Source organism: Alkalilimnicola ehrlichii MLHE-1 (assembly GCF_000014785.1).
GTDB lineage: Bacteria > Pseudomonadota > Gammaproteobacteria > Nitrococcales > Halorhodospiraceae > Alkalilimnicola > Alkalilimnicola ehrlichii.
The window spans coordinates 2665467-2691070 of sequence record NC_008340.1; the positions used below are offsets into that span (position 1 = coordinate 2665467).

23 protein-coding genes are annotated in these 25604 nt (G+C 72.5%); 9 read left to right on the forward strand and 14 right to left on the reverse strand.

The features are described from left to right. Positions 1–17: 17 nt before the first annotated feature. The 4 genes from MLG_RS14920 to MLG_RS11890 are packed head-to-tail and all read right to left on the reverse strand — an operon-like array spanning position 18 to position 4124. The gene (locus MLG_RS14920; protein ID WP_011630083.1) at positions 18–1286 is read right to left on the reverse strand and encodes a glycosyltransferase family 4 protein; all 1269 of its coding nucleotides are present in this window, start codon (positions 1284–1286) and stop codon (positions 18–20) included. Next, positions 1276–2406, reverse strand: a complete 1131-nt coding sequence (locus tag MLG_RS11880; RefSeq protein WP_011630084.1) for a glycosyltransferase family protein — start codon at positions 2404–2406, stop codon at positions 1276–1278. Before MLG_RS11880 ends, MLG_RS14920 begins: the two co-directional genes overlap by 11 nt. A gap of 9 nt (positions 2407–2415) precedes the next feature. Then, the gene (locus tag MLG_RS11885; RefSeq protein ID WP_011630085.1) at positions 2416–3369 is read right to left on the reverse strand and encodes a glycosyltransferase; all 954 of its coding nucleotides are present in this window, start codon (positions 3367–3369) and stop codon (positions 2416–2418) included. After that, positions 3366–4124, reverse strand: coding sequence for a glycosyltransferase family 2 protein (locus MLG_RS11890; protein ID WP_011630086.1), 759 nt, complete (start codon positions 4122–4124; stop codon positions 3366–3368). Before MLG_RS11890 ends, MLG_RS11885 begins: the two co-directional genes overlap by 4 nt. Before the next feature lie 81 nt (positions 4125–4205). Here MLG_RS11890 and MLG_RS11895 point away from each other — a divergent pair, with 81 nt between their 5' ends. From MLG_RS11895 to MLG_RS11910, 4 genes are all read left to right on the forward strand, one after another. Then, on the forward strand, positions 4206–5099 hold the full coding sequence (locus MLG_RS11895; protein ID WP_011630087.1) for a glycosyltransferase: 894 nt from the start codon (positions 4206–4208) through the stop codon (positions 5097–5099). Between the two features lie 73 nt (positions 5100–5172). Further along, positions 5173–6984, forward strand: coding sequence for an ABC transporter ATP-binding protein (locus MLG_RS11900; protein WP_011630088.1), 1812 nt, complete (start codon positions 5173–5175; stop codon positions 6982–6984). A gap of 3 nt (positions 6985–6987) precedes the next feature. Next, a complete protein-coding gene (locus MLG_RS11905; RefSeq protein WP_011630089.1) occupies positions 6988–7983 on the forward strand; it encodes a hypothetical protein in 996 nt (331 codons plus the stop codon). Positions 7984–8060: 77 nt separating this feature from the next. After that, entirely contained in the window at positions 8061–9431 is a 1371-nt protein-coding gene (locus tag MLG_RS11910; RefSeq protein ID WP_156774674.1) for a coproporphyrinogen-III oxidase family protein, read from the forward strand. Here MLG_RS11910 and MLG_RS11915 read toward each other — a convergent pair. From MLG_RS11915 to MLG_RS15490, 8 genes are all read right to left on the reverse strand, one after another. Next, a complete protein-coding gene (locus tag MLG_RS11915) occupies positions 9388–10578 on the reverse strand; it encodes a glycosyltransferase family protein (RefSeq protein ID WP_011630091.1) in 1191 nt (396 codons plus the stop codon). The two genes, MLG_RS11910 and MLG_RS11915, sit on opposite strands and share 44 nt — an antisense overlap. 10 nt (positions 10579–10588) lie before the next feature. After that, entirely contained in the window at positions 10589–11821 is a 1233-nt protein-coding gene (locus MLG_RS11920; RefSeq protein ID WP_011630092.1) for an aromatic ring-hydroxylating dioxygenase subunit alpha, read from the reverse strand. Further along, complete coding sequence (locus tag MLG_RS11925; RefSeq protein WP_011630093.1) at positions 11818–12561, reverse strand: class I SAM-dependent methyltransferase; 744 nt, start codon at positions 12559–12561, stop codon at positions 11818–11820. Before MLG_RS11925 ends, MLG_RS11920 begins: the two co-directional genes overlap by 4 nt. A 109-nt stretch (positions 12562–12670) precedes the next feature. Beyond that, positions 12671–14722, reverse strand: a complete 2052-nt coding sequence (locus MLG_RS11930; RefSeq protein WP_011630094.1) for an aldehyde dehydrogenase family protein — start codon at positions 14720–14722, stop codon at positions 12671–12673. Positions 14723–14724: 2 nt separating this feature from the next. Beyond that, positions 14725–15873 carry an isocitrate/isopropylmalate family dehydrogenase gene (locus MLG_RS11935; protein ID WP_011630095.1) on the reverse strand — a complete coding sequence of 383 codons (1149 nt, stop codon included), beginning with the start codon at positions 15871–15873 and terminating at the stop codon, positions 14725–14727. A gap of 135 nt (positions 15874–16008) precedes the next feature. Further along, on the reverse strand, positions 16009–16980 hold the full coding sequence (locus MLG_RS11940) for an ATP-grasp domain-containing protein (protein WP_011630096.1): 972 nt from the start codon (positions 16978–16980) through the stop codon (positions 16009–16011). Then, complete coding sequence (locus tag MLG_RS11945) at positions 16977–17972, reverse strand: HEXXH motif domain-containing protein (protein ID WP_011630097.1); 996 nt, start codon at positions 17970–17972, stop codon at positions 16977–16979. The genes MLG_RS11940 and MLG_RS11945 overlap by 4 nt, the downstream gene beginning before the upstream one ends. A gap of 53 nt (positions 17973–18025) precedes the next feature. Next, on the reverse strand, positions 18026–18187 hold the full coding sequence (locus tag MLG_RS15490; protein ID WP_156774675.1) for a hypothetical protein: 162 nt from the start codon (positions 18185–18187) through the stop codon (positions 18026–18028). A 170-nt stretch (positions 18188–18357) separates the two neighbouring features. Between MLG_RS15490 and MLG_RS11950 the strand changes: the two genes are divergently transcribed. Genes MLG_RS11950 through MLG_RS11970 form a run of 5 tightly spaced genes read left to right on the forward strand, consistent with a single transcriptional unit; the run spans position 18358 to position 23656 of the window. Next, entirely contained in the window at positions 18358–19557 is a 1200-nt protein-coding gene (locus MLG_RS11950; protein WP_011630098.1) for a glycosyltransferase family 4 protein, read from the forward strand. Between the two features lie 18 nt (positions 19558–19575). Then, positions 19576–20271, forward strand: a complete 696-nt coding sequence (locus MLG_RS11955; RefSeq protein WP_198003228.1) for a cytidylyltransferase domain-containing protein — start codon at positions 19576–19578, stop codon at positions 20269–20271. Next, positions 20264–21583 carry an HAD family hydrolase gene (locus MLG_RS11960; RefSeq protein ID WP_011630100.1) on the forward strand — a complete coding sequence of 440 codons (1320 nt, stop codon included), beginning with the start codon at positions 20264–20266 and terminating at the stop codon, positions 21581–21583. Before MLG_RS11955 ends, MLG_RS11960 begins: the two co-directional genes overlap by 8 nt. Continuing rightward, positions 21576–22613, forward strand: coding sequence for a PseG/SpsG family protein (locus tag MLG_RS11965; protein WP_011630101.1), 1038 nt, complete (start codon positions 21576–21578; stop codon positions 22611–22613). Before MLG_RS11960 ends, MLG_RS11965 begins: the two co-directional genes overlap by 8 nt. After that, positions 22610–23656: an N-acetylneuraminate synthase family protein gene (locus MLG_RS11970; RefSeq protein WP_011630102.1), complete on the forward strand. Its 1047-nt coding sequence runs from the start codon at positions 22610–22612 to the stop codon at positions 23654–23656. The genes MLG_RS11965 and MLG_RS11970 overlap by 4 nt, the downstream gene beginning before the upstream one ends. Before the next feature lie 9 nt (positions 23657–23665). On the opposite strand, the gene MLG_RS14925 is transcribed toward MLG_RS11970, so the two are convergent. Next, positions 23666–24787, reverse strand: coding sequence for a glycosyltransferase family 61 protein (locus MLG_RS14925; protein WP_011630103.1), 1122 nt, complete (start codon positions 24785–24787; stop codon positions 23666–23668). Position 24788: 1 nt separating this feature from the next. Then, entirely contained in the window at positions 24789–25595 is an 807-nt protein-coding gene (locus tag MLG_RS11980) for a hypothetical protein (protein ID WP_011630104.1), read from the reverse strand. Positions 25596–25604 lie beyond the last annotated feature (9 nt).

A 25604-nucleotide genomic window follows, 5' to 3' on the forward strand; every position in this document is an offset into this window, starting at 1 on the left:
TCCAGGCACCCGGCCTTTCAACGGTGCTGCATGCTGGTCCCGGTGCTGCGCTGGCGCGCCGGCCCCTCCCCCACTGGCGACAGCCAGTAATCCCGCCGCAGCCGCTGCAGGGCGCGGTCGGCCAGTGACGCGCGGCGCTCCGGCCGGCTGAGCAGGGCCCGGGTGGCGGAGGCGAAGGCCGCCACGCCATCCACCACGGCCATCTCCCCGGCCCTGAAATCCAGCCCTTCCACCCCCGGGGTGGTGGTCACCACCGCCCGCCGCCGGGCCACTGCCTCCAGGATTTTGATGCGTGTGCCGCCGCCGGCGCGGACGGGGCAGACCACCAGATCCGCCTGGCGGTAGTGCGGCCCCAGATCAGGCGCATAGCCGTGGCAGACAACGCCGCAGTGGCCGGCCAGCTCGTCGCGCAGCCAGGGCGGCAGGCCGGGGCCGACAATGTGGAATTGCAGCGGCCGGCGCAGGGCCTCGCGCGCCCGGGGCAGCACGTGGCGGGCAAACCAGAGCACGGCGTCCTGATTGGGCAGGTAGCCCATGCTGCCCACGAACAGCACCCGGTAGCCCTCCCGCCGGCGGTCCACCGCCTCTGGCGTCAGGGCCGGGGCAATGGCGCCGCAATAGCGGTTGGGCACCACCTCGGGCCGCACACCGGGATAGGCCTCGGCCAGGGCCGTCTGGTCGGCGGCCGAGCAGACGAACACCCGGTCCGCGCGGGGCAGTTCGCGCCGCTCCCAGCGTTCGGCGACACGCTGTTGCGCGCGGTGGTCGCGGGCGGCCAGGTGCCAGCCGTTCTCCCGGGCCAGGGCGGCGATACGCCCCAGGGTGCGCGACTCCCAGTCGTCCAGGTCCAGCCACAGCGGCGGCGGCCGGTGGCGGGGCAGCAGGGGTTGCACCAGCGGCAGGCTGTAGAGCCGGAACACGCAGACGGCGTCCGCCCGCGCCAGGGCACGGCGCAGCGCCGCGGGCCGGCTCATGGCGGCCAGGCGCGGGACCAGCGGCCGGCCCGGCCAGAGCCGGGCGCGCAGGGCCACCGGCAGGCGTCCGTACAGGCGCAGCGCCAGTGCGCCGGGGCGGCGGGCGGGCTGCAGCAGCAGACACTCGGCCACCCGCGCCTGAACCGCCGGCGGCACCGGGCCCCGGTGGTCGGCCACCACCAGGGTGATCCGGTAGCGCGCCGCATAATGGAGCAGAAACTGCCAGGCCCGCATCTGCCGCCCGCCGCCGGTGGGCGCCGGCATGACCGGGGTGACGTAGACCAGCACAGGACGGATCGGCTCAATGGACATGTCGCGCCAATGCCTCCAGCAGCCGGTGCGTAACTGTGCGCCGGTTGTAGTGGTGGGCGATGTGCTCGGCCAGCGCCGGGTTGGGCTCGGGACGCACCCGGCGCAGGGCGTCCACGGCCTGGTCCATGTCCGCCTCGGCCCAGCACTGGTGGGGCTGGAAGGGGATGCCGGGCACCGGGTAGGCGACCGGGACACGGCGGTAATCCAGCAGGGTGGCGTGCCCGGCGGGCAGGTAGTCGCAATGGCCGCCGAAGCCGGTGATGACGATCTGGTTGCCGGCGCGGGCGGCGTCGAAGGCGCCGAGGCCCCAGCCCTCGCCGTGGGTCAGCGACAAGAAGCAGTGGCCCTGCCGGTGCAGGGCGTGCACCTGCGGCCCGCTCAGGGGCCGGTCGATGAGTTGCACCCGGGGCGCGTTGCGATGCCGGCGCCGCAGTCGGCGCACCCGCCGGGAGACCCGGGGCGGAAAGCGCCAGTGGAGGCCCTTGCGGGTGCGGTCGTGGCGGTCGGTCTTGACCACCAGCAGGGTGTCGTCGTGGCGGGTGAAGGCGCGCAGGTAGGCCTCTATGGTCTCGGGCATGGCCTTGCGCCAGTCCCAGGTGTTGATGGTGTAGAAGACAGTGGTCTCCGGGCCGGCCGCCAGGGGCAGGGCCTCGCCCCGGGCGTCGATGGGCTCGGAGATGTGCGGGACCACGGCGATGGGGGCGGTGACGCCGTCGCGGCGCATGACCCGGCGGTTCCACTCGCAAGGCACCAGCACCAGGTCGAAGGCGTTGAGCACCCCGGGCCAGTGCACGGGCAGGCGGTCGGCCTCCCAGGTGGTGTAGGCCACCCGGAAGCGGCCGCGCTCGCGCGCCAGCCATTCGGGGAAGTAGTCGGGCACGGTGTGGACGATGACCACGTCGTGGTCGACGGCACGCAGACAGTGCGGGTCCAGCGCCGGATCCAGGGCGCTGGGGGCGGCCTCGACGCCGTACCATAGCCCGGAGGTCCCGCTGCGGCCGGGGGCCAGGGGCGTCCAGTTGAGCGGCACGCCGGCCTCGATCAGGCCGCGCATGGTGCGCGCGGCGGCGACGGCGTAACCGCTGTGGTCGTTGTAGGCGATGTATTTGATACTCCGCACCAACCCGCCCTACTCCTCCTGCGTCCGCTCATAGTGCCGGGGCCGCCCGCCGAGTACGGCGCTGACGATGCCCAGTTGGATGGCCCCACAATATATCAGGTCGATCCACACATGGCGGCGCCGGCCGCGCAGGCGCGCGCCGAGCAGGGCCAACGCCCTGAGGCCCTCGCGGGCCAGGTAGGCCGGCACGAAGCGGATGGCCGCCGGCAGCGGGCGGTCGATGAGGTGGACGCGGGTGACGGAGTTGCCCAGGCAGTAGCCCCGGCGCCACACCCAACGCCGGCTCAGGCGGGCGGCGGGCACCGTCTCGGTCACCGCCCCTGAGTTGGTCCAGTGGATGCGGGCACCCTGGCGGGCGAGCTGGCGGAAGAACAGGGTGTCCTCGCCGCCGCTGAGGGCAAGCCGCGGGTCGAAGCGCAGCCCGGAGCGGCGCAGCACCCCGGCACGGATCAGCGTGTTGCCGGTGGCGGCCCGGTGCAGGCGCTGGCCCTCCGCGTGGCGCTCGCCCTGAAACACCCGCGCCTCCCGTACCCAGCCGGGCGCCGAGTCGGGCAGCGCCCGGTGCACCGGGGCGGCGATGACATCCGCCCGGTGGCGGCGCCGGGCCGCCAGCAGGTCGCGCAGCCAGTCGGGGGGCGCGATCTCGTCGTCGTCGAGAAAGGCCAGGTAGTCGCACCCCGGCAGGGCCGCCTCCAGCGCCCGGTTGCGGGCATGGCTGATGCCCCGCTCCGGTGCCACCACGTGGTGCAACGGCCAGGGGTAGCCATCGCGCAGCGCATCACACACCGCCCCCGCCGGGCCCGCGGCGTCGTTGTCGACCACCCACACCGCCACCCTGACCCCCTCCTCCCCGACCCGCTGCCCGGCCACACTCTGCAACGCCCGCCGCAACCCCTCCGGGCGGCGGTAGGTGGGGATGCAGACGTGGATGCGGGTCGGCGCGTGGCCGGCAGGTCGTTTCATACCAGCCGGCGGTAAAGCGCCCCGGTAAGGTGGCAGCCGATGTACCAGGCGCTAGCCAGGGGGCCCGCTTGCTCCTGGTGGCGGTGAATGGCCCAGTTGGCCGCCAGGCGCCCGGGGAGGTTGCGGGACAGTGAGCCGGGGCGCACCCGGTAGAGGGCGGTGACCTCTCCGGCGGACTCGGCATGGCCGCCGTTGCGCAGCAGCGACAGCCAGAGGGCGTAGTCCTGGGAGCGGCGGAAGCCGTTCATGCGGATGGTGCCGGCCCGTTCCCGGTCGATGGCCACGGTGAGGCAGGCGATCCAGCAGCCACGGCGCAGCCGCTCGTAGTCCAGTCGCTCCGGCACCCGCACCACGCGGTTGGTGCGCTCACCGGCGGCATTGATCTTCTCGAAGGGCGAGTAGACCAGCACCGCGTCGCTGTGGCGCAGTTGGTCGGCCTGCAGCGCGAGCTTGTGAGGCAGCCAGCGGTCATCGGCGTCGAGGAAGGCGACGTAGCGCCCGCGCATCACCTTGAAGGCCTCGTTGCGCGCCGCCCCCGCACCGCCGTTCTCACGCCGGCGCACCACCCGCACCCGGCTGTCCACCCGCGCCCGCGCCAGGGCCCGCTGAAGGCCCTGGTCGGTGGAGCCGTCGTCGACGATGATCTGCTCCCAGTCCTCCAGGGTCTGCGCGGCCACGGAGTCCATGCACTCGTCGATGTAGGCGCCGGAGTTGTAGAGGGGCGTGATGACGGAGAACAGTGGCTTCGCGGGCATATTCCGTGGGCTTCCCTGTTTATACTAGAGCCTAGTGGTAATTCACCCGCAACGCGACCACCGAGGCCACCGACACCCGGCATGCCCCCATCCAGCCCCCTTCCGGACTGTTCCGTGATCGTCCCCGTCTACCGCCAGTGGGACGCGGTGCGCCCGCTGCTGCGGGCCCTGGAGGCGCAATCGCTGGGGCTCGGGTGCTTTGAGGTGGTGCTGGTGGACAATGCCCCGGCCCCCTGCCCGCCCTACCCGCAGGCAGATCTGGACCTGCGGGTCATCCACTGCCCCCGGCCCGGCGCCTACGCGGCGCGCAACGCCGGTCTGGCCGACGCCGCCGCGCCGGTGCTGGCCTTTACCGACGCCGATTGCCGGCCTGGGCCGGACTGGCTGGCCGAGGGCCTGCGGGTGCTGAATGGGGGTGACCCCGGGCCCGACCTGGTGGCCGGCGCCATCGCCCTGCAGCCTGCCGACCCGGCCCGCCCCAATCTCTACGAGCAGTTCGACCTGCTGACCGGCATGCGCCAGGCCCGTTACGCCCGGCGCGGCTACGGCGCCACCGCCAACCTGCTGGTCCGGCGTGCGGTGTTCGAGGTCGTGGGCCCCTTCGATGCCGGTCGCTACTCGGGGGGCGACGCGGAGTTCTGCCGCCGGGCGGTGGCCGCCGGGCACGCCCTGCACTACGCTGCCGGGGCCGTGGTGGCGCACCCGGCCCGCGACAGTTGGCCTGCGCTGGCCGCCAAGGCCCGTCGGGTGAAGGGCGGCCAGATCGTCAACGGCCCCTACTGGCGGCGCGCCCTGTGGCTGCTGCGCACCCTGGCGCCGCCCGTCGACCACTGCGCCCGCCTGCTGCGCCATCCGCGTCCACCGGCCGCCCCGGCCCGCCGACTGCGGCTCTGCGGCCTGCGCCTGGGCCTGTGGGGGGTGGAACTGGCCGAGGTGATCCGCCTGAGCACCGGCGGCCGCCCCCGGCGCGGCTGAGGCAACGACGGCCCAGCGAGGCGATAATCATTCATGGCCCCGCCCCACTCGCGGGCCGGCAGAAAAGGACAGCATGCCCGAGATACTGCGCAAAACCCTGGACCTGCTCACCGCCCGCGAGAAGCGCCGTGGCGCGCTGGTGCTGGCGATGGTGGTGTGCATGGCGTTGCTGGAGACGGCGGGGGTGCTGTCGGTGGTGCCCTTTCTGGCGGTGCTGGGCAACCCGGAGGTGGTGCACAACCAGCCGTTGCTGGCGGCCGCCTTCCGCTGGTCCGGGCTGGAGCGGGTGCAGGCGTTTCTGATCCTGCTGGCGCTGCTGGTCTTCCTGCTGCAGGTGGTGGCGGCGGGTTTCCGTATGCTCACCCATTTCGTGCTCAACCGCTATATCGAGGGCCGCCGCCACAGCCTCAGCCAGCGGCTGCTGGAGACCTACCTGCGCCAGCCCTACACCTTCTTTCTCAACCGCAACAGCGCGGACATGACCAAGAGCATCCTCTCGGAGGTGGACATGTTCGTGCTGACGGTGATGCGCCCGCTGCTCTTCGCCACCGCCTACGCCATTGTCGCGCTGGCGATGATCGCCCTGCTGCTGTTCATCAACCCGTTGCTGGCCCTGGCGGTGGCGACCATCGTCGGCGGGCTGTACGCGCTGATGTTCCTGTCGGTGCGCGGCTGGCTGGGGCGGATCGGCCGCGAGCGCAGCCAGGCCAACCGCGAGCGCTTCGCCACCACCAGCGAGGTGCTGGGCGGGATCAAGGACATCAAGCTGCTGGGCCACGAGCAGGCCTATCTTTCGCGCTTCCGGCCGGCTTCGGCGCGCTTCACCCGCCACCTGGCCACCAGCGAGACGCTGGCCCAGATCCCGCGCTTCGCCATCGAGACGGTGGCGCTGGGCGGGGTGTTGATTCTCACCGTGGTGCTGATGGCCACCCACGGCGACGTGGGCGCCATGCTGCCCACCCTGGGGCTGTACGTATTCGCCGGTTACAAGCTGCTGCCGGCCATGCAGCATATCTATGCCGGGGTCAGTCGCATGCGCTTTTCCGGTCAACTGGTGGCGGACATCCACGACGACCTGCGCGAGCGCCCGCGCCTGGCGCCCATCGACGGCGCACCGCCGGCACCGTTGCGGCCGCGGCGGGAGATCGCCCTGGAGGGCATCGATTTCACCTACCCCCAGGCCGATACCCCGGCCCTGCAGGGGATCGACCTGCACATCCCGGTGGGCCGGACGGTGGGGGTGGTGGGCAGCTCGGGCGCGGGCAAGACCACGCTGATCGATGTGCTGCTGGGGCTGCTGCTGCCCCAGGCGGGGCACATCCGGGTGGATGGCACCGCCATCGATGACCGGCAGCGCCCGGCCTGGCGGCGGGCGTTGGGCTACGTGCCCCAGCATATCTTCCTGAGCGATGCCAGCGTGGCGGAGAACATCGCCCTGGGGGTGCCGCTGGAGCGCATCGACCACGCCGCGGTGGTGCGCTGCGCCCGGCTGGCGCACATCCACGAGTTCGTCTCGGGGTCGCTGCCCCGGGGTTACGACACCCCGGTGGGTGAGCGGGGGGTCCGGCTCTCCGGTGGCCAGCGCCAGCGGCTGGGCATCGCCCGGGCGCTCTACCGCGACCCGGCGATCCTGGTCTTCGACGAGGCCACCAACGCCCTGGACAACGAGACCGAGCGGGAGGTGATGGCCGCGCTCTACGGCCTGGCGCGCAGCAAGACCATCATCATCATCGCCCACCGGCTCTCCACGGTGGAACGCTGCGACCACATCGTGATGCTGGAGCAGGGCCGGATCATCGACAGTGGCACCTTCGCCGAGCTGCTGCACAACCCGCGCTTCCGCCGTCTGGCCCAGGCCCGGCCGGGCGAGCCCGCCACCGGATGAGCCATGCTCCACCTGGTCACCCGCGCCGACTGTGATCACACCGCGCGCCGCTTCCTGTCGGCGGCGGGCCGCCGCCTGCGCGGGGTGCGCTTGCTGCACTATGAAACGCTGCTGCGGCGCCGGCGCGCCCCGTTGGGCCATTACATCTTCACCGATTACGACCGGCTGACCGGCGCCGACGTGGACGCGGTGATCGCCCTGGCCGACGCGCTGGCGGCGCGCCGGCCGGACCTGCGCCTGCTCAACCACCCGCGCCGGGTGCTCGAGCGGGTGCCCCTGCTCTGCCGGCTGGAGGCGCTGGGGCGGAACGATTTCGGCGTGGTGCGGCTGGACACCGGGGCCCGGCCCCGGCGCTACCCGGTGTTCATCCGCAGTGAGGACGGCTGCGGCGGCCCGGAGACGGGGCTGATCCACGACGAGGCCGAGTTCGATGCCGCGCTGCGCGAGCTGGACCGCCGCGGGCTGACGCTGAAGCGGCGGATCGCCGTGGGCTTTTGCGCCGAACCCGACGCGCAGGGGCGCTATCGCAAGTACGGCGCGATGAACATCGGCGGGCGCATCATCCCGCAGCACCTCCATTGCAGCACGGACTGGAACGTGAAGTGGGGCCAGACCCGCTACCAGGCGGCGCTGGCGGCCGAGGAGGTGGACTATCTGCGCGATAACCCCCACCGGGAACAGTTGCTGGAGATCTTCCGCATCGCCGGCATCGATTACGGGCGCATCGACTACGGCTTCGCCCGCGGCCGACTGCAGACTTACGAGATCAACACCAACCCGGCCCTGCCGCGCTTTACCAGCCGCCATGGGCTGCGCGCCGGCCGCCACGACCTGATCCGGCCGGCGATGATCGAGGCCTTCCAGGCCCTGGACGATCCGCCGGTGCCCCGGGGCCGGGTGCGCTTCCGCTGGGCGGACGACGGCGGGCCGAGCCTCTCCGCGCTGCGGCGCTCGATCCTCTACCGCCGGCTGCGCCAGCTCTACCACCGCTGGCTGTAGCGGGCGACGGGCGACCGTGCGCCCGGCCCGGGGGTGGACTAGGGTGAATGGATGACCACACCGCCCCAGGAGGGAGCATGCGCCGTCCAGACGAGGGCACCCTTGCCCGTATCGCCGAGGCCCTGGCATTCACGCCCACGGCAGCCTACTCGGCCCCCCACGATTACCCGCACGCCGCGAACACCTTCGAGCCGGCGCCCCGGCTGGCCCGGGAGCGGGTGGACGCGGACGTCTACCGACTCTATGCCCATGTGCCCTTCTGCAACTACGCCTGCTCCTTCTGCTGCTACGCCAAGAAAGTGGGTGTGGAGCGCGAGCAGATGGCGCGCTACGTGGCGACCCTGAAGCGGGAGCTGGAGTGGATTCCCGAAGGCACCCCGGTGAACCAGTTCTTTATCGGCGGCGGCACCCCCACGGCGCTGCCCGCCGACCTGCTTGATGAACTACTGGGCGCCATCGCCGGGCGGATGCCCTACCACGGCGACCCGGTGCACACGGTGGAGGCCTCGCCGGAGTCCATCAGCGACGCCCATCTGGCGGTGTTGCAGCGCCACGGGGTGCGGCGGGTGAGCATGGGGGTGCAGAGCCTGGATGATGAGGTGCTGGATTCGGTACGCCGCAGCCACGGGCCGGATCTGGCGCTGGAGACCTGCCGGCGGATTATCGATGCCGGCCTGATCCTCAACATCGATCTGATATACGGCCTGCCGGGCCAGACCCACGCCGGCTTCCGGCGCGATTTCCAGCGGGTGGCGGACGCCGGGGTGCACGCGGTGACCGCCTACAACCTGCGCCTGAATGAACGCACCCCGGTATCCCGGGCCCTGAGCCCGGGGGAGCGGTTCGACATCGCCGGGCTGATGGGGTGGCGGGCCTTCGTCCGTGACACCGCCGCCGAGTTCGGCTTCTCCCAGACCCGCTGGCATACCTTCAAGCGCCTGGACACCATCGCCGCCCGCCACCAGTGGCTGCCCACCGCCGGGGCGGACATGCGGGGCCACCAGTTCGGCATCGGCATGAGCGCCCGTTCGTCGCTGGGCCACAACGTCTACCGCAACCACCACAATCTGGAAACCTACATGGCGCGGGTGCGGGACGGCGAAAGCCCGGTGCAGGAGGTGATCCGCCTGGGGCCGCAGGACCTGCGCACCCAATTCATCGCCCGCAGCCTGGGCGACGGCCAGGTGCTGTCCAAGGCCCGCTACGCCGAGGTGTTCGGCAACGCCATCGAGGCCGACCACGGCGAGACGCTGGCCCGGTTGGCCGCCGGCGGGCTGTTGGCCGACACCGAATCCTCGGTCAGCCTCACCGAGGACGGCCGCCTGTTGCACGACCTGGTCACCCTCTCCTTCTACCCCGGGCCGGCCCGGCAGCGGCTGCTGCAGCGGCTGGACACCTTCCAACTCACCGATCTGAGTGACCGCCGGCCCCGGCCAGCCCTTCAATAAAGCGCCGGGCACCGCGGGCCCCGTCCAGATCGACGCCGGGGTCCGCGGGCGGCGCGTCCCGCAGCGCCCGCAGCTCATCGGCCACTGCCGCCACCGAGAAGGCCTCCGGGCGAAGCAGCCGCGCCAGCCCCCGTGCCTGCAGCCGTTCCGCCCGGCGTAACTGGTCGGACATGGCGGTATTGGGGACCAGTAGGGCCGGCCGGCGAAGCTGCAGCAACTGAGCACAGGTGTTGTAGCCGGCACAACTGATGGACAGCGCCGCCCCGCGCAGCCAGGCGCTGTACGCTGGGCCGAAGGGGTGCAACGACAGCGCCGGCTGCCCCGCCACTGCGCGCGCCAGGGCCGGGTCCGGCGGGCCCAGGCCGCTGAACAGCGCCAGCGGCAGATCATCCAGGCCGGCCCGACGACGGATGGCCGGCCAGTGCGCCGCCAGCCGGGCGAGCAGCGCCGCGGCGTCGCGCCCGCCGCCGATGCTGGCCACGGCGTAGGGCGACGGACCGGCAGTGGCGCCGGCCGCCCCTGCCGGCGCATCCGGGGCCAGGTCCGGACCTGGTGGGACCAGCCCGGTATGGCCCACCGACAGGCGGATGCGGCCGGCGGCCGGAAAGGCCTCCTCCAGCCGGCACAGGCCGGGGTCGGCGTGGACCATCACGGCGTCGAACCACTGGTGCAGCCGCGCCAGCACCTCCCGGACGTAGTCGCCGGCCGGGACTGGCTCGTGGCGGGTCTGCAGCGGGATATCCCGCACCGAGCAGACGGCGAGCAGGGCCGGGTTGCGCCGGCGGGCGGCCGCCAGCAGCCCGGTGACCTCCGCCCCCAGGCCCCACTTGCTGAAGGGGTAGTGCTCGACGATGACCACGTCCGGGGCCAAGCGGGCCACCGCGCCGGCCAGCCGCCGGGCGCGCTCCGGCCAGACAGCGGCGGCGGGCCTGCCGTCCAGGGTCTCCAGCCGGCCCTCCCGGCGCCGGAGGCGGGGCAGTGCCAGCAGCCGTCCGCCACCGGGGTCGGCGCCGGGAATGGACCGACCGCCGTCGCTGAGCCAGACCGTGTGGTGGCGCGCCAGCTCCCGGGTCAGCGCGAGGCCGCGCATGTAGTGGCCGACCCCGCTGAGGTGCTGGCAGTGGAAGAGGATGCGCAGGCGGGTCACCGGGTCGCGCTCAGGGCTGGAGCAGCGCGATGATCTGCTCTTTGAGCGGGCTGTAGCGCACGTGGCTCATCTCGATGGCCTCGCGCAGCAGCCGGCGGCCGTCGCCGAGCTTGTTCCGCTCTTGGGCGAAGCGGATGACCCGGTTTTCCGCCTCATCGCGGATCACGCCCATGGGATCCAGCCCGTCGGCCACCCGCTGCGCCTGCTCCAGCAGCAGGCGCCGGTAGAGCACGATGCCCTTGTCCGAGGCCACCAGCCGCTCGCGGGTGCGGTCGGCGATGGCGCCCTGACTCACCCAGACCATGATGTCGCCGCCATCGACGAAGTCGACGATGTAGTCGCCGTGCTCATCCCGCCAGGGCACCGGGTAAAGGGGGATCTCGCGCTGGGGCGGCGCGCTGCGGCCCTCCGGCGGGAGGTAGCAGGCATACCAGTAGTGGCGGGTGTGGGTGTCATCCATCGGCACGCGGAACTGGAAGCGGTGCTGGTTGCCGGTGCCCACCCTTAAGGCGCAGGGGAAGATCAGCGGATGGCCGGTGCGCCAGTCTTCGTCCTCCTCGCTGCCCCCCGCCACGATCCGCCGCTTGATGATGCCGTACTCAAAGACATCGAACCCGATGCGCTGGTGGTGCTTAAGGTACTGGGTGGGGGCGGGCTCGCCGCGCTCGCTGCGCACCCCGGCCAGGTGGTGGCCGTGGAGCCACTCCACGTGCGCCGGGTCGACGCTGTTCTCCATGATCTGCAGCCAATTGCAGGGCAACTCGGCGACACCGATGTCGCGCAGGGCATCGTCCTGCAGCAGCAGGTCGTAGCGGGGCAGCAACGGCGCGGGATCGGGCCCGATGTAGGCAAACACCAGGCCGCCCAGCTCCTGGACCGGGAAACCCCGGGTGGCCGCGCGCCGGAGCAGCGCCGGCTTCTGTCGCGGCTCGGCGGGCATGGCCAGGCAATGGCCGTGGTGGTCGAACTTCCAGCCGTGGTAGGGGCAGGCGATGCCCTCCTCATCCACGTGGCCGCACCGCAGGGAGGCGCCGCGGTGGGTGCAGTGCTCGTCGATCAGCCCCAGCCCGCCGGCCGGCGTGCGGAAGAGCACCAGGTCCTCGCCCAGCAGCCGGCGGGCCAGGGCCCGGCCGGGACGCACCTCCACGCTGGCGGCCAGCGGCCACCAGTAGCGGCGCAGCAGCTCGCCCATGGTCGTGCCGGGGCCGATGCGGGTGAGGGTCTCCTGGCGCTCCGGGGTCATGGCCGCCCCTGCCCCCGCGCGCCGCTCTCCGGCGCGCCACCGGCTTCGGCACCCGGGAAGCGCCGGCGCAGCCCCTCCGGGTCACCGGGTCGACCCTGGACCAGGGTGAGCCCGCTGGCCACCGGCAGGGTGAACAGCTCCAGCCCGGGATCGGCGCGCAGGGCCGCCATCAAGTCGCAGACGCTGTGCTGGTAGGCCCGGTCCTCGCCGTAGAAGGTGCTGGTCCGGCGTACGGTGCTGTCGTGGAACAGGGTGATGGCGCCGGTATCCAGCTTGGGGAGGAAGGCCAGGTAGTCGTAACAGGCCTGTGCCGCGGTGTGCAGTCCGTCCACCATCAGCAGCCCCACCGCGCCCAGTCCGGCGTAGGCCGGGTCGGCCGCGAAGGACTGCGTGGTGTGGCGGTGGTGGCGCACGTTGGGTGTGCCCAGGGCGTCGAAATGGGCCTCCACGGCGCCGGGATCGGCCCAGAAGCCGTCGGCGAAGGAGGGGTCGATGAAGTGGACCTCGCCGCGCTCCTGGTTGTCGTTCAGCGCGCGGGCGATGACGCTGGGCGCGAAGCCCCGGTAGGACCCGATGACCACCGCCCGCTCCGGCCTAAGGATGCGGCCCAGGGCGTAGTAGAGCCAGCCCAGGCCCAGGTTGTGGTCGGCCAGGCGCTGGCCGTGCCCCATGCGCAGCAGATCCGGCTGCTCGAACAGCCGGCCGATGAAGCCATCCAGGGTGGTGGCGGGGTCGGTCATCTAGGGTGTTTTCCCGGCATTGGCGGTGAATGGGTTGGAATCAGGCCTTCTAGGACTAATCGACCATGGGCCCACCGCTGTCAAGCGGTTGCGGCCCGCCACCCGCGGCTCAGTGGGCGTCATCGCCCGGGCCCGGGTCGTCCGGCGGCGCGTAGACGGCCTGCGCCCGGGTGTAGAACAGCGGGTCCCAGACGCCGTGCTCCGGGGGGCCGATGGCGGAGGCCTTCCAGCCGCCGAAGGGTGCCCGCGGGTCGATGGCCGCGCCGGCGCCGTTGAGTCGCAGGAGACCGGCCTGCGCCTGGGCCAGGAAGCGCCGCTGCACCGCCGGATCGTTACTGTACAGGGTCGCGGCCAGCCCCTGGGGCACGCCGTTGAGCCGGTCCAGCGCCTCGTCGAGGTCCGCCACCGGCACCAGCACCACCACCGGGCCGAAGCTCTCCTGCTGCATGCACTCGGCGTCCGGGGGCAGGCCGGTGAGCACAGTGGGGGCGTACCAGTTGCCCTGGGCCCAAGCCGGCGGCACCCGGCCGCCGCAGAGCACATTGGCGCCCGCGGCGCGGGCGCGGGCGACGATGCCCTCGATCCGCGCCTGCGCGGCCCGGGAGACCAGCGGACCGACAACGGTGTCCGGCGCCTCCGGCCGGCCCGGGCGCAGCGCCTGCACCCGGGCCAGGAAAGCCTCGGTGAAGCGGTCCAGCACCGAGGAGGCCACCAACAGGCGGCGCACCGCGGTGCAGCGCTGGCCGGCGAAGCTGAAGGCGGCCCGGGCGAGTTCCCCGGCGGCCCGTTCCGGGTCGGCGTCGGCCATGACCAGGGCGGCGTTGTTGCCGCCCAGCTCCGCCTGCAGGGGCGTGCCGTGCAGCGCGCAGGCGGCCGCCACCTGGCGCCCGGCGGTGATGGAGCCGGTAAAGCTCACCGCCTGCACCCGGGCATCGGCGGCCAGGGTGTCGCCGGTGGCCGCCCCGCCCTGCACCAGGTTCAGCACCCCCGGGGGCAGGCCGGCGTCCAGACCGGTCTGCATCAGCATCCGCGCCAGTTCCGGGGCCTCCGGCGCCGGCTTCCAGACCACGCTGTTGCCCCAGCGCAGGGCCGGTCCGATCTTGCCCAGGGGCAGCGCCAGCGGGTTGTTCCAGGGGGTGATGGCGGCCACCACCCCCCGGGGCCGGTGGCGCACGCTCACCCCCGGCGCCAGGGCCCCGGGCGGGGTCGGTGCCATGGGCTCGAGGCTGGTGGCCAGCAGGGCCAGGGCGTAGTCGAACTCCGCCCCGGCCTCGAGGGAGGGCTTGCCCACCTCCCGGATCAATGCGGCCACCAGTTCGTGGCGCTGCTGTTGAAGCCGCGCTTCCCAGGCCTTCAGCATGGCAATGCGCTGGCTGTCCGGCAGTGCCGCCCAGCCCGCCCCGGCCGCCCGGGCGGCCTCCACCGCCGCGCCGACCAGGGGGGCGTCGGCGGCGCCGGTCCGGCTGAGGATCCGCCGGTGGTCACAGGGGTCGTGGCGGGTGAGCTGCTCCGGCGCGGCCGCCCGATGCCATTGCCCGGCGATGCAGGCGGCGGGCTGCAGGTCGCGCCCGGGTGTCGGCCTGCGCGTTGCCGCCCCGCCGTCATCCGGCTCACCCAGGCGCGCCCGGATGTCCGCCGTGGTCAGCGCGGCGCAGGCCCGATCCGCTAGGTGCCTCAGCGCCAGGCGGGCGTGCAGCGGGTCGTAGGAGGCCACCGCATCCACCGCCAGCCAGACCTGGAAACCGGCCTGGTAGGCGTCCAGCACGGTGGCCTGGACACAGGCATGGGTGTGCAGGCCACTGACGACCACTGTGTCCACGCCCTGCTCGCCCAGCCACGCCGCGGTCCCGGCCCCGCCGAAAGCACTGTAGTAGGGCTTGGCCAGGACGGCTTCACCCGGTGCCTCGGCCAGGGCCGGCGGTGGGGCCGCCCCGGGGGTGCCGCCGACGCAGGCCCAGTGGGCCCGGCGCTGCCAGTGGGGCATGCGGTTATGGCCGTCCGCGGCGATAAGGGTGCGGACATGGCACACCGGCAGGCTGCGGCGACGGAAGCCGTCCAGCAGCGTCCGGGCCTGCCGGATGGCGGCCCCGGCCTCGGCCGCATCAACCCCCCGGTCCAGGTAGTCCTGTTGCCAGTCCACCAACAACAAGGCGGCACGCATGGTCAGGCCCGCGCCCCCTGCAGTACTTCGGTCAACGACGCGCACAGGGCCTGGCCCATGGCCCGGGTGCCCACCGCGGTGGGCTGCGCGCCCTGAATATCGGCGGTGCGCACGCCCCGGGCGAGGGTCCGGGCGATGGCCGTCTCCAGGGCATCGGCCAGTGCCGGCAGGCGGAAACTCTCGCGCAGCATCATGGCCAGCGAGCAGACCTGGCCGATGGGATTGGCCCGGTCCCGGCCGGCCAGGTCCCAGGCGGCACCGTGGGCGGTCTGGTAGACCGCCTGGCCGGCGGCGCCGTAGTTGCCGGACCAGGACATGCCCCGCGAGCCCATGAGCAGGCTGCCGCAGTCGCCCAGGATATCGCCGAACATGTTGGGGCAGACGATGACGTCGAACTGCCGGGGGTCGGCGATGAGCTGGTAGGCGGCGTTGTCCACCTCCAGGGTCCGGCAGCGCACGGCGCCGTGCTCGCCGGCGACCGCGGTCAGGGCGTCGTGCCAGAGGGCGCTGATGGCAGGCACGCCGCCCGGTTTGGTGACAACGACCAGGTCACCGCGCCGCTGCCCGGCCAAGCGGAGGGCCGTGCGCAGGATGCGCTCCACCTCGTCGGCCCGGTAGCGGCAGACCTGGTAGGCGCTGCGCGCCGCACCCTCGCCTTCACTGCCCCACTCGCCACAGTAGAGCCCGCTGGCATTCTCGCGCACGATGAGGACGTCCGCCGAGCGGGCGGCCTCCGGGCGCAGCACGCCGGCATCAGCCAGGGCGGGCCAGTGGCGCAGCGGGATCAGCTTGCAGTAGAGGTCGAAGTGCCGGCGCAGGTCGTAGACGAAGCGCCCGCCCCCGGGGCCACAGAGCACCGCCCCGCCCTGAGCGAAGACCTGAGCGCAGAAGTCGCGCACCTCCGGGGTCAAGCCGCGACCAGTGAGGCGCTCGGCCTGCCGGCCGATGGGCCCGCCGGTGCGCACCTCGAAGCGCTGGCCGGTGGCCTCGCCGAGGAGCCGCAACAGCGAAAGAGCAACGTCGATGACTTCCGGGCCGACGCCCTCCCCCGGCAGCACCCCGACCAGAAAGGCCTCACCGCGCTCCGTGCCCGTGCCACGGGGCGGTGCATGGTCGGTGCCGGGGTGCGACGGGCAGGCTTCGGGGTGCACGGGCTGCGCTTCTCCTCGAGGCAGTGGCGTTCGCGGTGACGGTGGCCCGGCGCCGGAGCGCCCGCCGTTGTCGAAAGCATAGTCGGGCGGGGACCGGGGTAAAGCGCCCGCGCCGGGCTTGGGGGCCGCGCCCGTTCAGGGCAGACGCGGGGTGCGCCGCCACTCCCGGCCACGCCAGAGGTCGGCGAGACGGTCACGCAGCGAGCGCGGGTCGTGCAACGGCACCGGCCGGCCCGAGGCGGGCCCGTCGATCTCCGCCATGGCCGCGATGAGCTGCCGCTGGGCGCTGCGGTAGCTGTCGAGACGAATGGGATAGGGGTGGGTGCGCAGCCGCCCCACGTGGGGGTTGGTGTTGATCTCATAGACCTGGGGCCGGCCGCCGATTAGGGCGAAGTCGGCCCGGCCGTAATCGATATGACCGGTCTCGAAGGCGGGCGCGAGTGCATCGGCAAAGGGATTGTCGTTGACCAGCCGGAGCTCATCCTCGTACAGCGCCTGGCCGGCGATGCCGTTCTGGCCGTATTTCGCCGCCCAGTGATCCTGGTGGGCGCACAGCGCCGGGACGATTCGCCCGCCCACCCGGTAAGCGGCCAGCTTGCGGTAGAGCCCGTCGGCCACCGGCTCGGCGTGGAACTGGACGACCATCAGCTCGCGGCGGGGTATCCCCCGGTCGATCGCCTCGGCCACCGCCTGCGCCAGGGACTCGGGGGTGTCCAGGCACCCGGTCAACGGGCCGCGGTGGGCGGACTCGGTGCGCAGGAAGACGGGGTACGCCCCGTCCGGCGGCGTCTCATCGACGCGCCAGACACCGAAGTCGTTGAACCGCCGGGCATGCAGATCGCGCAGCAGTTCGAAGCGTGAGCGCACCCGTGCCGGGTCGTTGAGCACGCACGCGCCGGCCTCGCGCAGTTGCCGGTGGATCCGCCCGGCCATCTCCAGGTCCCAGAAGTTGAGGCGGTCGAAATCGGTGAAGATGTAGGTGGCACGAGGCAGCCGCCGCCGGCGGAACAGCCGGTGGTAGGACATGACCCGGAAGTCGAAGGCATCGGATTGCTGCAGCGGGCGGTGGGTGTGCGCGTGCGCCTGGGTGCTGAACAGGACAATCATCCGGTGGCGTGGTCCATGTACGCTTTGGCGTTGGCCATGAGGGCGCGCCCGTGCCGGCTCAGAAGGCCGTGGGCGGCGACCACCTCGTGGCCGGCGCGGAAGTTGGCGGCGTCCTCCGCCATGGCCTGGCGCGCACCGGCCCGCTCGGCCTCGTCCAGCAGCCCCGAGTCCAGCAACCGGCCCATGGCCCAGTGCATGCGGGCGGAGACGAAGGTGGCGTGGTAGATGCCGTCCATGGGCCGGGGGTCTTGGCGCAGCGGCGAGGGGTAGAGCTCCTCGTCATGATTGAGGACCAGCGGGGCCTCGGTGCAGAAGCCGAACAGCAGGCTGTGCGCGCTCTCGTGGGCGATGACCTCGGCCATGGCAATGCGGTCGGGATGCGCCCCGGCGTTGAGAAACAGCGCCCCCCAGAGCTGAAAGTGGGAGCCGCCGTGGAACTCGCCGGCGTCATGGTCGCCACCGGCCACGCCGACCACGTGGTGGACGATGGCCTCCACCTCGCCGGCCAGCTCCGGCGCGGCCTGCCGCAGCAGCCCAAGGCCCTCGTGGTAGCGCTGCACGAAGGCCGTCTCCAGTTCCGCCGGCGGCGGATGCAGCGTCAGCCCCGTCGGCATCTCCGCCATCATCTTATCCTGGTAGAGGCGACTGGTGGCGCACGCCGATGGCGGTCGCAGCCCCTCGACCCGCTGGCCATCCGGCAATGGCGGTTCGTTGCCGATCCTCTGAAAGGCGGTCCGGGCCTGCGCCAGGTCGCCGTCCAGCAGGTCGATGACCAGGTCGTAGTAGCGGCCGAACAGGCTCGGGGCGTGCGCCTGTCCCGTGGCGAGCCGGCTGAGCAGGGGATCCAACGACAGGTCGGGCAGCGGGGTGTGGGCGTTGAAGCGCTCGAAGACGTACCCGAGGCTGGCGCCCAGCTCACGGTGCATGGCCTGATCCAATTGCCCCGCCCGTTCCGGATCGGGCTCGAACCCATAGTGCACCGTGGCCGTCACGCGCCACTCCCTTGCTGTTGTTACTCGGTTGTCGCGCTCGGTCCCGCCGGTGGTCAGGTGACCTTCATGCCCACCTTGCCGCCGACTTTCGCCCCGATGGTGGTGGTCCGGTCGAGTACCTTGTCGCCCACCTTTGCGCCGGTTCTGACGCTGCTGTCGAGCCGGAAGCCCAGCAGGCGGCGGGCATCCAGATTGATGCCGTCGGTCTTGTCCATGGTCGATCCCCTCAGGTTACCGGCCGTCCGGCCGGGGAATTGTTATCAAACCTCGCTTCAAGACTAGCCGGCTGCGGGATCAACGCAAGGCAGCGGGGAGGATCAACCTGTACTAATAGGGTAAACCGTCTAGGCTTGCGCAAAAGTGACAACGCCCAAGGGGATCGGCGATGACGGCGCGCCGCGTGCAACTGCTCAAGGTGGTCTCGGGGCTGGATATCGGGGGGGTGCGTAGCGCAGAGCTCGGTTTCACCGCCGAGTTGCAGGCGCGGGGGGTCGGCGTTGGCGGCGTAATCGTGACCGGGGGCGCCATGGCCGCCCGTTACGCCCGGCTGTTTGACGGCCACTGGCTGCTGGACACCCGTCTGCCCGAGTTCCGAGGCGGACGGTGGGAGCGGCTGCGCCGAACGGTGGTAAACCTGGGGCGCAGCCGGCAGGGCGCCCGGCGGCTGGCCGGTGACCTTCGCGGGACCCGGTGGGCGTCGGCGGGCACGGTGGTGGCGGTGCGCCATGCGCCGCTGCTGCCTCTGGCCGCGCTGCTGGCCCGCCGGCTCGACCTCCCGTTGCTCTGGCACATGCCCAACCCGGTCCACGACCGGCTCGGCCGGGCCTATTTCCAGGCCCTGCTGCGTCTGGCCGGCGGCACGGCGGTGGGCAATAGCCGCTACACCCTGGCCAGCCTCGGCGCCGGCGATGGCCCGGTGATCTATCCCGGCTTCTCCCCCGCCCGGGTGGCCCTCGACGAGACCGCCCCCGAGCTGCGGGCGTCGCTGGGCATCCCGGCCGCGGCGCCGGTATTCGCGGTGGTGGCCCGGCTCACCCCGGACAAGGCCACTGACTGGGTGCTGGCGGCCTTTCTCGATTCGGCGGCCTTTCGCAACGGGGCGCATCTGCTGATCGCCGGCGGCCCGCTGGACTCCCGGTTCGCCCTTGACCTAAGGGCTCACGCCGGTGAGGCGGGCGACGGCCGGGTGCACTTTCTCGGCGAGGTCGAGCAGGTGGCGCCGGTTTACCGGGCCGCGGATGTGCTGGTGGCGGGCCGGCGCACGGTGGAACCCTTCGGGATCTCGCTGGTGGAGGCCATGGCCTCGGGACTGCCGGTCATCGCCCCGGGCGGCGGGGGGCCGGACGAGGTCGTCACCGACGGGGTGACCGGGTGGTTGCTGCCGGACCGGGGCGTGGCAGCCTATACCCGGGCGCTGGACCGCGCCTGGTCGGACCGCGCCCGCTGGCCGGTGATGGGTGGGCAGGCGCGCACCGCCGCCGCGCCGTTCAGCCTGGCGCACCAGGCCGGCCGCTACCTGCAACTGGTGCGGGCGGTGCTGGACCCGGACGGCGACGACCCGGCGCCCATGGTGAGGGCGCGTTGAAGACCGATGGGGGACGACGTGACGGACAGCATCGCCGTGTTACAGGCCCGGACCACCTCCCGCCGACTGCCCGCCAAGGTGCTGCTTCCGGTGGGGGGACTGCCGCTGGTGGTGCTGGCCGCCCGGCGCGCGGCGAACACCGGCCGGCGGGTGCTGGTGGCCACCTCCACCGATCCCTCGGACGACGAGCTGGCGCGGGTGGTGCGCGCGCATGGGCTGGCCTGTGCGCGCGGCAGCCTGGAGGACACCCTGGGGCGGTTCGTCCAGGTGCTGACCGATTACGCCGATGACACGCTGGTCTTCCGCCTGACCGCGGACAACGGACTGCCCGACGGGCGCCTGCTGGATGACCTGGCCGACGACCTCCACCGGCGGGACCTGGACTACCTGGCCTGCAACGGGGCGCCCTGTGACCTGCCCGACGGTTTCAGTGCCGAGGTGACCCGGCTGCGGCACCTGCGCGCCGCCCACCGCGGGCCCACCACGCCCTACGACCGCGAGCACGTCACGCCCGCGGTGATCCGCGCCCGGGGACAGGCCTGGTTCACCGGCTACGCCGGTCGCGGGCTGGCGGGCCAGCGCTGCACCATCGACACCCTGGATGACTACCTGGCCGTCTGCCGGCTGTTTGTGGGCTACGCCGACCCGGTCGGCACGCCAGCGACGCGCCTGCTGGAGGCCTTGGCCACCCCGGCCCGCGATGCCCATGCCTGAGACCGGATTCACCGCCTACCGGGAACTGGAGCGACGCCTGCAGCGGTGTCACGGGGCGCATTATGCGCACTACCCCCACGCCATGATGACCCTAGACCGGGAGTTGCGGAACGTGCTGGTCCAACGCCCCTGGCTGGCCGAGCGCAACCTGGCCCGCTATGCCCGGCAAGCCCTGGTCCGGGCACTCTATGGCCGGGTGCAGGACCACGCCCTGGCCCGGCACCCGCCCGGACAGGGGCGCCCCACCTGGCTGGTGGAGTTGCGCAAGTTCCCCGCCCTGCGCCGCGCCCTCGACCGGTCGCGGGATGCCGGGGTGCACTGGGTGCCGATGGGCGAACGGCCACGCTCACCCTGGGCGCTGCTGCGACCCGAGGCGGTCAGCGTGGATGCCATGATCAGCGGCTATCCCATGAAGCGCTGCTTCGCCCGGCTGCGCCGCCGGGGCGTGACGCCGCTGCTGGAGGACCCGGCCTTCATGGCCCGGCTGGAGCACCTGGCCCGGGCGGGGCTGGAGAACGCCACCCGGCACCTGCGGGCCATGAACGTGACCGCCGTGATCACCACCGGGGACGCCGGGCCCGCCCCGCGCCTGCTCTGTGCGGCGGCACGGCGGCTGGGCATCCCCTACCTGGTGGTCTGCCACGGCTACCTGCAGGACCCCAACCTGGTCTCTGTCTGTCCGGTGCATGCGGATGCGCTGCTGGTCTGGTCTGCGGCACAGCAACGGCAGCTGCGGACGGTGTTGCCGCCGGATCAGGCGGACCGGGTGCACTACTTCGGCAACCCCTGCGCGGACGGCCGCCGGGGCACCGGGACGGGTGATGCGGTACTGATCGCCCTGGAGCCGCAGGAGGCGATGGCCGCCGCCCCCCGGCAGGCGGAGCTGCTCTCCCGCCTGGTGACCCAACTGCAGGCAGCGGGCCGGCGGGTGGTGGTGCGCCCCCACCCCAAGAGCCGGGCGTGCGCGCAGACCCGGCGGCTGATCCAGGACTGGGGCTGCGAGGCCTCCCGGGGCACGCTGGAGCGGGACCTGGACGAAGCGGCTGCGGTGGTGGGCGCCAACACCAGTGTCTTGTTCGAGGCCGCCACCCGGGGGGTTCCCGCCTTCCAGGTGGCCGAACTGGCCCGGCTGACCATCGAGGGCGCCCGGCGCCGGCCGCTGGCCGAACTGCCGGCGGCCGTGGCGCAGCCGGCGGGCACGGGACCGGACACCGCGCCGCCGCCCGGGGCGGCCGCCTGCGCCCGGGGTCTGATCGAGCTGATCCGACACCACGGGGCCCGCGCCCCCGGGGAGCGGGCGGCCCATGGCTGAGCCCTGGCCGAACAGCGGGGGTTGGCTGATCCGGGCGGATGCCGCCCCGGCCATCGGCATCGGCCATGTCAACCGCGCCCTGGCCCTGGCCCGGGCGCTGGCCCCCCGGCCGGTTCTGATCGCCACCCGCCGCGATGGGGACTACCGCCTGGGCTACCAGTGGCTGGCGGAGTCAGGCCGGCCCCTGTGCCCACTGGACGGCGAGGCGGACTTCCTCGACCTGCTGCGACGTTGCCGGCCCGAGACCCTGTGCCTGGATATCCTCGACACCGGGCGCCGGGAGATGGGGGTCTACCGTACCCTGGCACGGCGGGTGGTGAGTTTCGAGGACCTGGGGCCCGGGGCGGCATTGGCCGATGTGGTGATCAACGACCTCTACGGCCCCGCGCCGGGGCAGGCCCACGTGCTCGCCGGGGTGGAACACGCCCTGCTGTCACCGGCCTTTGACGACGCCTCGCCCGCCCCCGGGGCCACCCCGGAACGGGCGGAACGGTTGCTGCTGCTGTTCGGGGGCACCGACCCCGCCGGTCTGGTCCACCGCTGCCTGGACGCCCTGGGCCGGCTGGCGCTTCCGGTTCGGGTGGAGGTGGTGGTGGGGCCGGGCTGGCGCCGGCGGCGGATCCGGTTGGCGGACTGGGGCCTGTGTGGCCGTGTCCACCGGGACGTGCAGGACATGCCGGCGGTGATGCGAAACGCCGACCTGGCGCTCTCCAGCGCCGGGCGCACGGTCACCGAGCTGATGGTGATGCGGGTGCCCACCCTGGTGCTCTGCCAGAATGAGCGCGAGTTGCGCCATACCCACGCCAGCGCCCGCCACGGGGTCTGCAACCTGGGCCTGGGCCGGGCGGTGCCGGTGGACCGGCTGGCGCGGGAGATCGCGGCGCTGGTCGCGGACCGGGCGCGGCGCGAGCAGATGCGGGCCCTGGCGGACCGCGCCGTTCGCGGGCGCAGCAACCGTGCCATTGTGGCGCGAATCGACGGCCTGCTGCAGGGCCGGTCACGACGGCTGGACACGGGAGTGACGCCATGACGGAGCTGCATATCGACGGCCGGGCCATCGGCCCGAACCACCCTCCTTACGTCATCGCCGAGGCAGGCGTTCATCACTACGACAGCCTGGAGCTGGCCCGGGCCTATGTGCTGGAGGCCCGCAAGGCGGGCGCCGACGCGATCAAGTTCCAGACCTATACGGCGGACGAGCTTGTGACCCGGTGGGCCCCGCTCTACTGGACCGACGCACGATTCGAGACCCAGCACCAGGTCTTCAGCACCAAGCGCGGCTTGAGCCCGACGGAGTACCGGTCGCTGTTCGACTACGCCCGCGAGCTGGGCATCACGCCATTGTCCACGCCCTTCGACCCCGCCTCGGTGGACCTGCTGGACGGCCTGGGGATGGCCGCCTTCAAGGTGGCCTCGGCGGACATCACCCACCGGCCGCTGCTCCAGGATATCGCCGGCAAGGGCAAGCCGGTGCTGTTGTCCACCGGTGCGGCGTCGATGGCGGAGGTGCGTTCGGCGCTGGAGGTGCTGGAGTCCGAAGGGGTTCCGGTGGCCCTGCTGCACTGCTCGCTGGCCTACCCCACCCCGGTGGACCAGGCGAACCTGTCGCGGCTGGGGCTGCTCGCCGAACAGTTCCCCGGGCGGGTGCTGGGCTATTCCGACCACACGCCGCCCCGGGATTCGGCACTGCCCTGCCCGGCCAGCGTCCTGCTGGGCGCCCGGGTGATCGAAAAGCACTTCTCGCTGAACCGGCACCTGGCCGGGGACGATCACTACCACAGCGTGGACCCGGACGGTCTGGCGCGGCTGGTGCGCGACTGCCGGGATGCCTGGGCGATGAGCCGGCCAGCGGCAGAGATCACCGCCGCCGAGGAGAGCGCCCGCACCCAGGCCCGCCGCAGCGTGGTGGCCGCCACCGATCTGCCCGCGGGCACCACGCTCGCAGCCGGGCACCTGGCCTACAAGCGGCCCGGCACGGGGGTGCCCCCGACGCAGGCGGAGGACCTGATCGGGCGACGGCTGGCCGTGGACCTGGCCCACGATGAGCTGATCACGCCGGACAAGCTGGCCTGACGAGCGCGCTCACCCGGCCAGTGCCTCTCGCAGGCGCGCCAGCGGCACCTGGATGTCGGCAGTCAGGCCGCCCCCGGCACCCGTTGCCGGACAGAGGATGGCGCGGTAGTCCAGGCCGGACTGGGCGGCCAGGTCACGGAAGCAGGGGTTGCGGTGGCCCTCGGGGACCAGTTCCACCACCCGGGTACCCGGGCGGCACCAGACGAGGTTGGTGAGCGCCGCACCGTGGGGCGCCACGATGACCTCGGCGTCGGCGAACAAGGCCTGCTGGCGGGGCACGCTCAGGCCGCTGCACTGGTGACTCTCGAAACCCGACTCATCCACCAGCAGCCGCTCCACCGCCGCCTCGTTGGCCGCCTGCCGGCGAGGGGCATCGCGCCGCGACAGGTAGATGCGACGGCCCGGGGTGGTGACGGCCGGCGGCCGCCACCCGGTCAGCTCCCGCAGCGCCCTCGCCAGCCAGACCGGCGACACCCAACTCCCCCTGCTCCGCACCGGTACAAGCGCCTGCTCCGCGGTCAGCGCGGGGTGGTCGGCAAAGGCCACCACCCGCTCCTGGTCAATGCCGCACAGGGCCAGGGACTGTTGTTGCCAGGGGTAGCCGCCATAGGCCATCAGGAAGCTGTCGACCCGGCCCAGGTCCACGCCGGACTCGCGCAGAAACCAGAGGTCGGCGAGGGTGTCCGCCCACCAGTGGTAGTAGTTGTTGCAGCCGGGATCGTGGTTGCCGAGGACGGCGACGGTGCCCAGCCGGACAGCCGGGCGGGCGGCGCGGCCCAGCCGGGCACTGTAGCGCCAACCGCCGCGCAGCAGATGGCGCAGGGCCGGGGCAGACTTCGGATAGCGCACGGGCCGCCCGCCGCTGGTGAGGATGACGGCGCGGCGCCGCAGCGGGTCATGCGCCAGTTGCGGGGCCGGACTCGGCAGCAGGATCAACGGCCGGCGCACCCGCCCCACCCCAACCGGCGCGATGGGGGGCGTCTGCCGCCAGTTTACGGCCTGGTCCACGGCCCCGTCGCCGGCCTGCTCGATGGCGTGCAACGGCACCGGGCTGGGCTGCCAGGCGCAGGCCGGGTGGCTATTGAAATCGGTGCCCAGGAGCCGATCCACGGCCCTGACCCAGGGCGACATCTCAGCCCTCCTCAGGGGCCCGGAAGGGCAGGCCGGCGAACTGCTCGATATCACTGAGCATGGCCCGGTGGCGCTTCTCAGCGACACCGCTGTAATCCTTGAGAATGGGAACGGTCGTACCGTCCCGCAGGACGAGCAGCGGCCGGACCTGGCGTTGCCGCCCCTGCTTGCGATAGCGCACCTGCAGGGTGGTGTGATCGATTCGGGCCAGTGGCCAGTCCTGCTGACGCCGGCCCCAGATCCAGCGTCGCCCGAGGCTCAGCCGGTCCCGTACGCGATCGACCGCCAAACGGCGCTGTGGGGCGCCCCAGAGCAGGCCATACAAGGCGAAACCGCCAAGCAGCCCGGCCACGGCCAGAACATAGCGGTGATCCTGATAGCGCACGGTGAACGCGCCCCGGGGCGTGTCCAGGTGGGCGTTAATCGCCCGCTGGATCTGTTGCAATTCGCTGCGCCGGTTGAGCGCGCCGTGGTGCAGGGTCAGCGGGATGGGTTCCCCACTGTGCGGCTGCAGTTCCACCCGAACGCCCGGCGGCGCGGGCAATGCCCGCTCGCGGCGGGCTCGGCTCTCGCGCAGCACCGCCCCGGACAGGCTGTCGGCCCGTAGCGGGTGGCGGGAGAGCGGCGCCCCGATCGGGCTCTCCCTTATCAGCATGCCCTCGTCGTCGACGAAGGACAGAATGCCGCCCGAGGGTACCGCCACCAGCAACGAAACGGCCCCGAGCAGCAGCAGACCGAAGAATATCAACTTGCCGGTGAAGCCATTGTGGTACTCCAGCCGGCCACCCATTTCCCTTCTCTTCCGCATAGGCACTCC

Bases quoted from the DNA above. Each gene is read 5' to 3' on its own strand.
- MLG_RS14920 (WP_011630083.1), bottom strand. From the start codon at position 1,286: ATGTCCATTGAGCCGATCCGTCCTGTGCTGGTCTACGTCACCCCGGTC.
- MLG_RS11980 (WP_011630104.1), bottom strand. From the start codon at position 25,595: ATGCGGAAGAGAAGGGAAATGGGTGGCCGGCTGGAGTACCACAATGGC.
- MLG_RS11925 (WP_011630093.1), bottom strand. From the start codon at position 12,561: ATGACCGACCCCGCCACCACCCTGGATGGCTTCATCGGCCGGCTGTTC.
- MLG_RS11890 (WP_011630086.1), bottom strand. From the start codon at position 4,124: ATGCCCGCGAAGCCACTGTTCTCCGTCATCACGCCCCTCTACAACTCC.
- MLG_RS11960 (WP_011630100.1), top strand. From the start codon at position 20,264: ATGCCTGAGACCGGATTCACCGCCTACCGGGAACTGGAGCGACGCCTG.
- MLG_RS11950 (WP_011630098.1), top strand. From the start codon at position 18,358: ATGACGGCGCGCCGCGTGCAACTGCTCAAGGTGGTCTCGGGGCTGGAT.
- MLG_RS11920 (WP_011630092.1), bottom strand. From the start codon at position 11,821: ATGACCCCGGAGCGCCAGGAGACCCTCACCCGCATCGGCCCCGGCACG.
- MLG_RS14925 (WP_011630103.1), bottom strand. From the start codon at position 24,787: ATGTCGCCCTGGGTCAGGGCCGTGGATCGGCTCCTGGGCACCGATTTC.
- MLG_RS11900 (WP_011630088.1), top strand. From the start codon at position 5,173: ATGCCCGAGATACTGCGCAAAACCCTGGACCTGCTCACCGCCCGCGAG.
- MLG_RS11965 (WP_011630101.1), top strand. From the start codon at position 21,576: ATGGCTGAGCCCTGGCCGAACAGCGGGGGTTGGCTGATCCGGGCGGAT.
- MLG_RS11970 (WP_011630102.1), top strand. From the start codon at position 22,610: ATGACGGAGCTGCATATCGACGGCCGGGCCATCGGCCCGAACCACCCT.
- MLG_RS11905 (WP_011630089.1), top strand. From the start codon at position 6,988: ATGCTCCACCTGGTCACCCGCGCCGACTGTGATCACACCGCGCGCCGC.
- MLG_RS11885 (WP_011630085.1), bottom strand. From the start codon at position 3,369: ATGAAACGACCTGCCGGCCACGCGCCGACCCGCATCCACGTCTGCATC.
- MLG_RS11910 (WP_156774674.1), top strand. From the start codon at position 8,061: ATGCGCCGTCCAGACGAGGGCACCCTTGCCCGTATCGCCGAGGCCCTG.
- MLG_RS11895 (WP_011630087.1), top strand. From the start codon at position 4,206: ATGCCCCCATCCAGCCCCCTTCCGGACTGTTCCGTGATCGTCCCCGTC.
- MLG_RS11930 (WP_011630094.1), bottom strand. From the start codon at position 14,722: ATGCGTGCCGCCTTGTTGTTGGTGGACTGGCAACAGGACTACCTGGAC.
- MLG_RS11940 (WP_011630096.1), bottom strand. From the start codon at position 16,980: ATGATTGTCCTGTTCAGCACCCAGGCGCACGCGCACACCCACCGCCCG.
- MLG_RS15490 (WP_156774675.1), bottom strand. From the start codon at position 18,187: ATGGACAAGACCGACGGCATCAATCTGGATGCCCGCCGCCTGCTGGGC.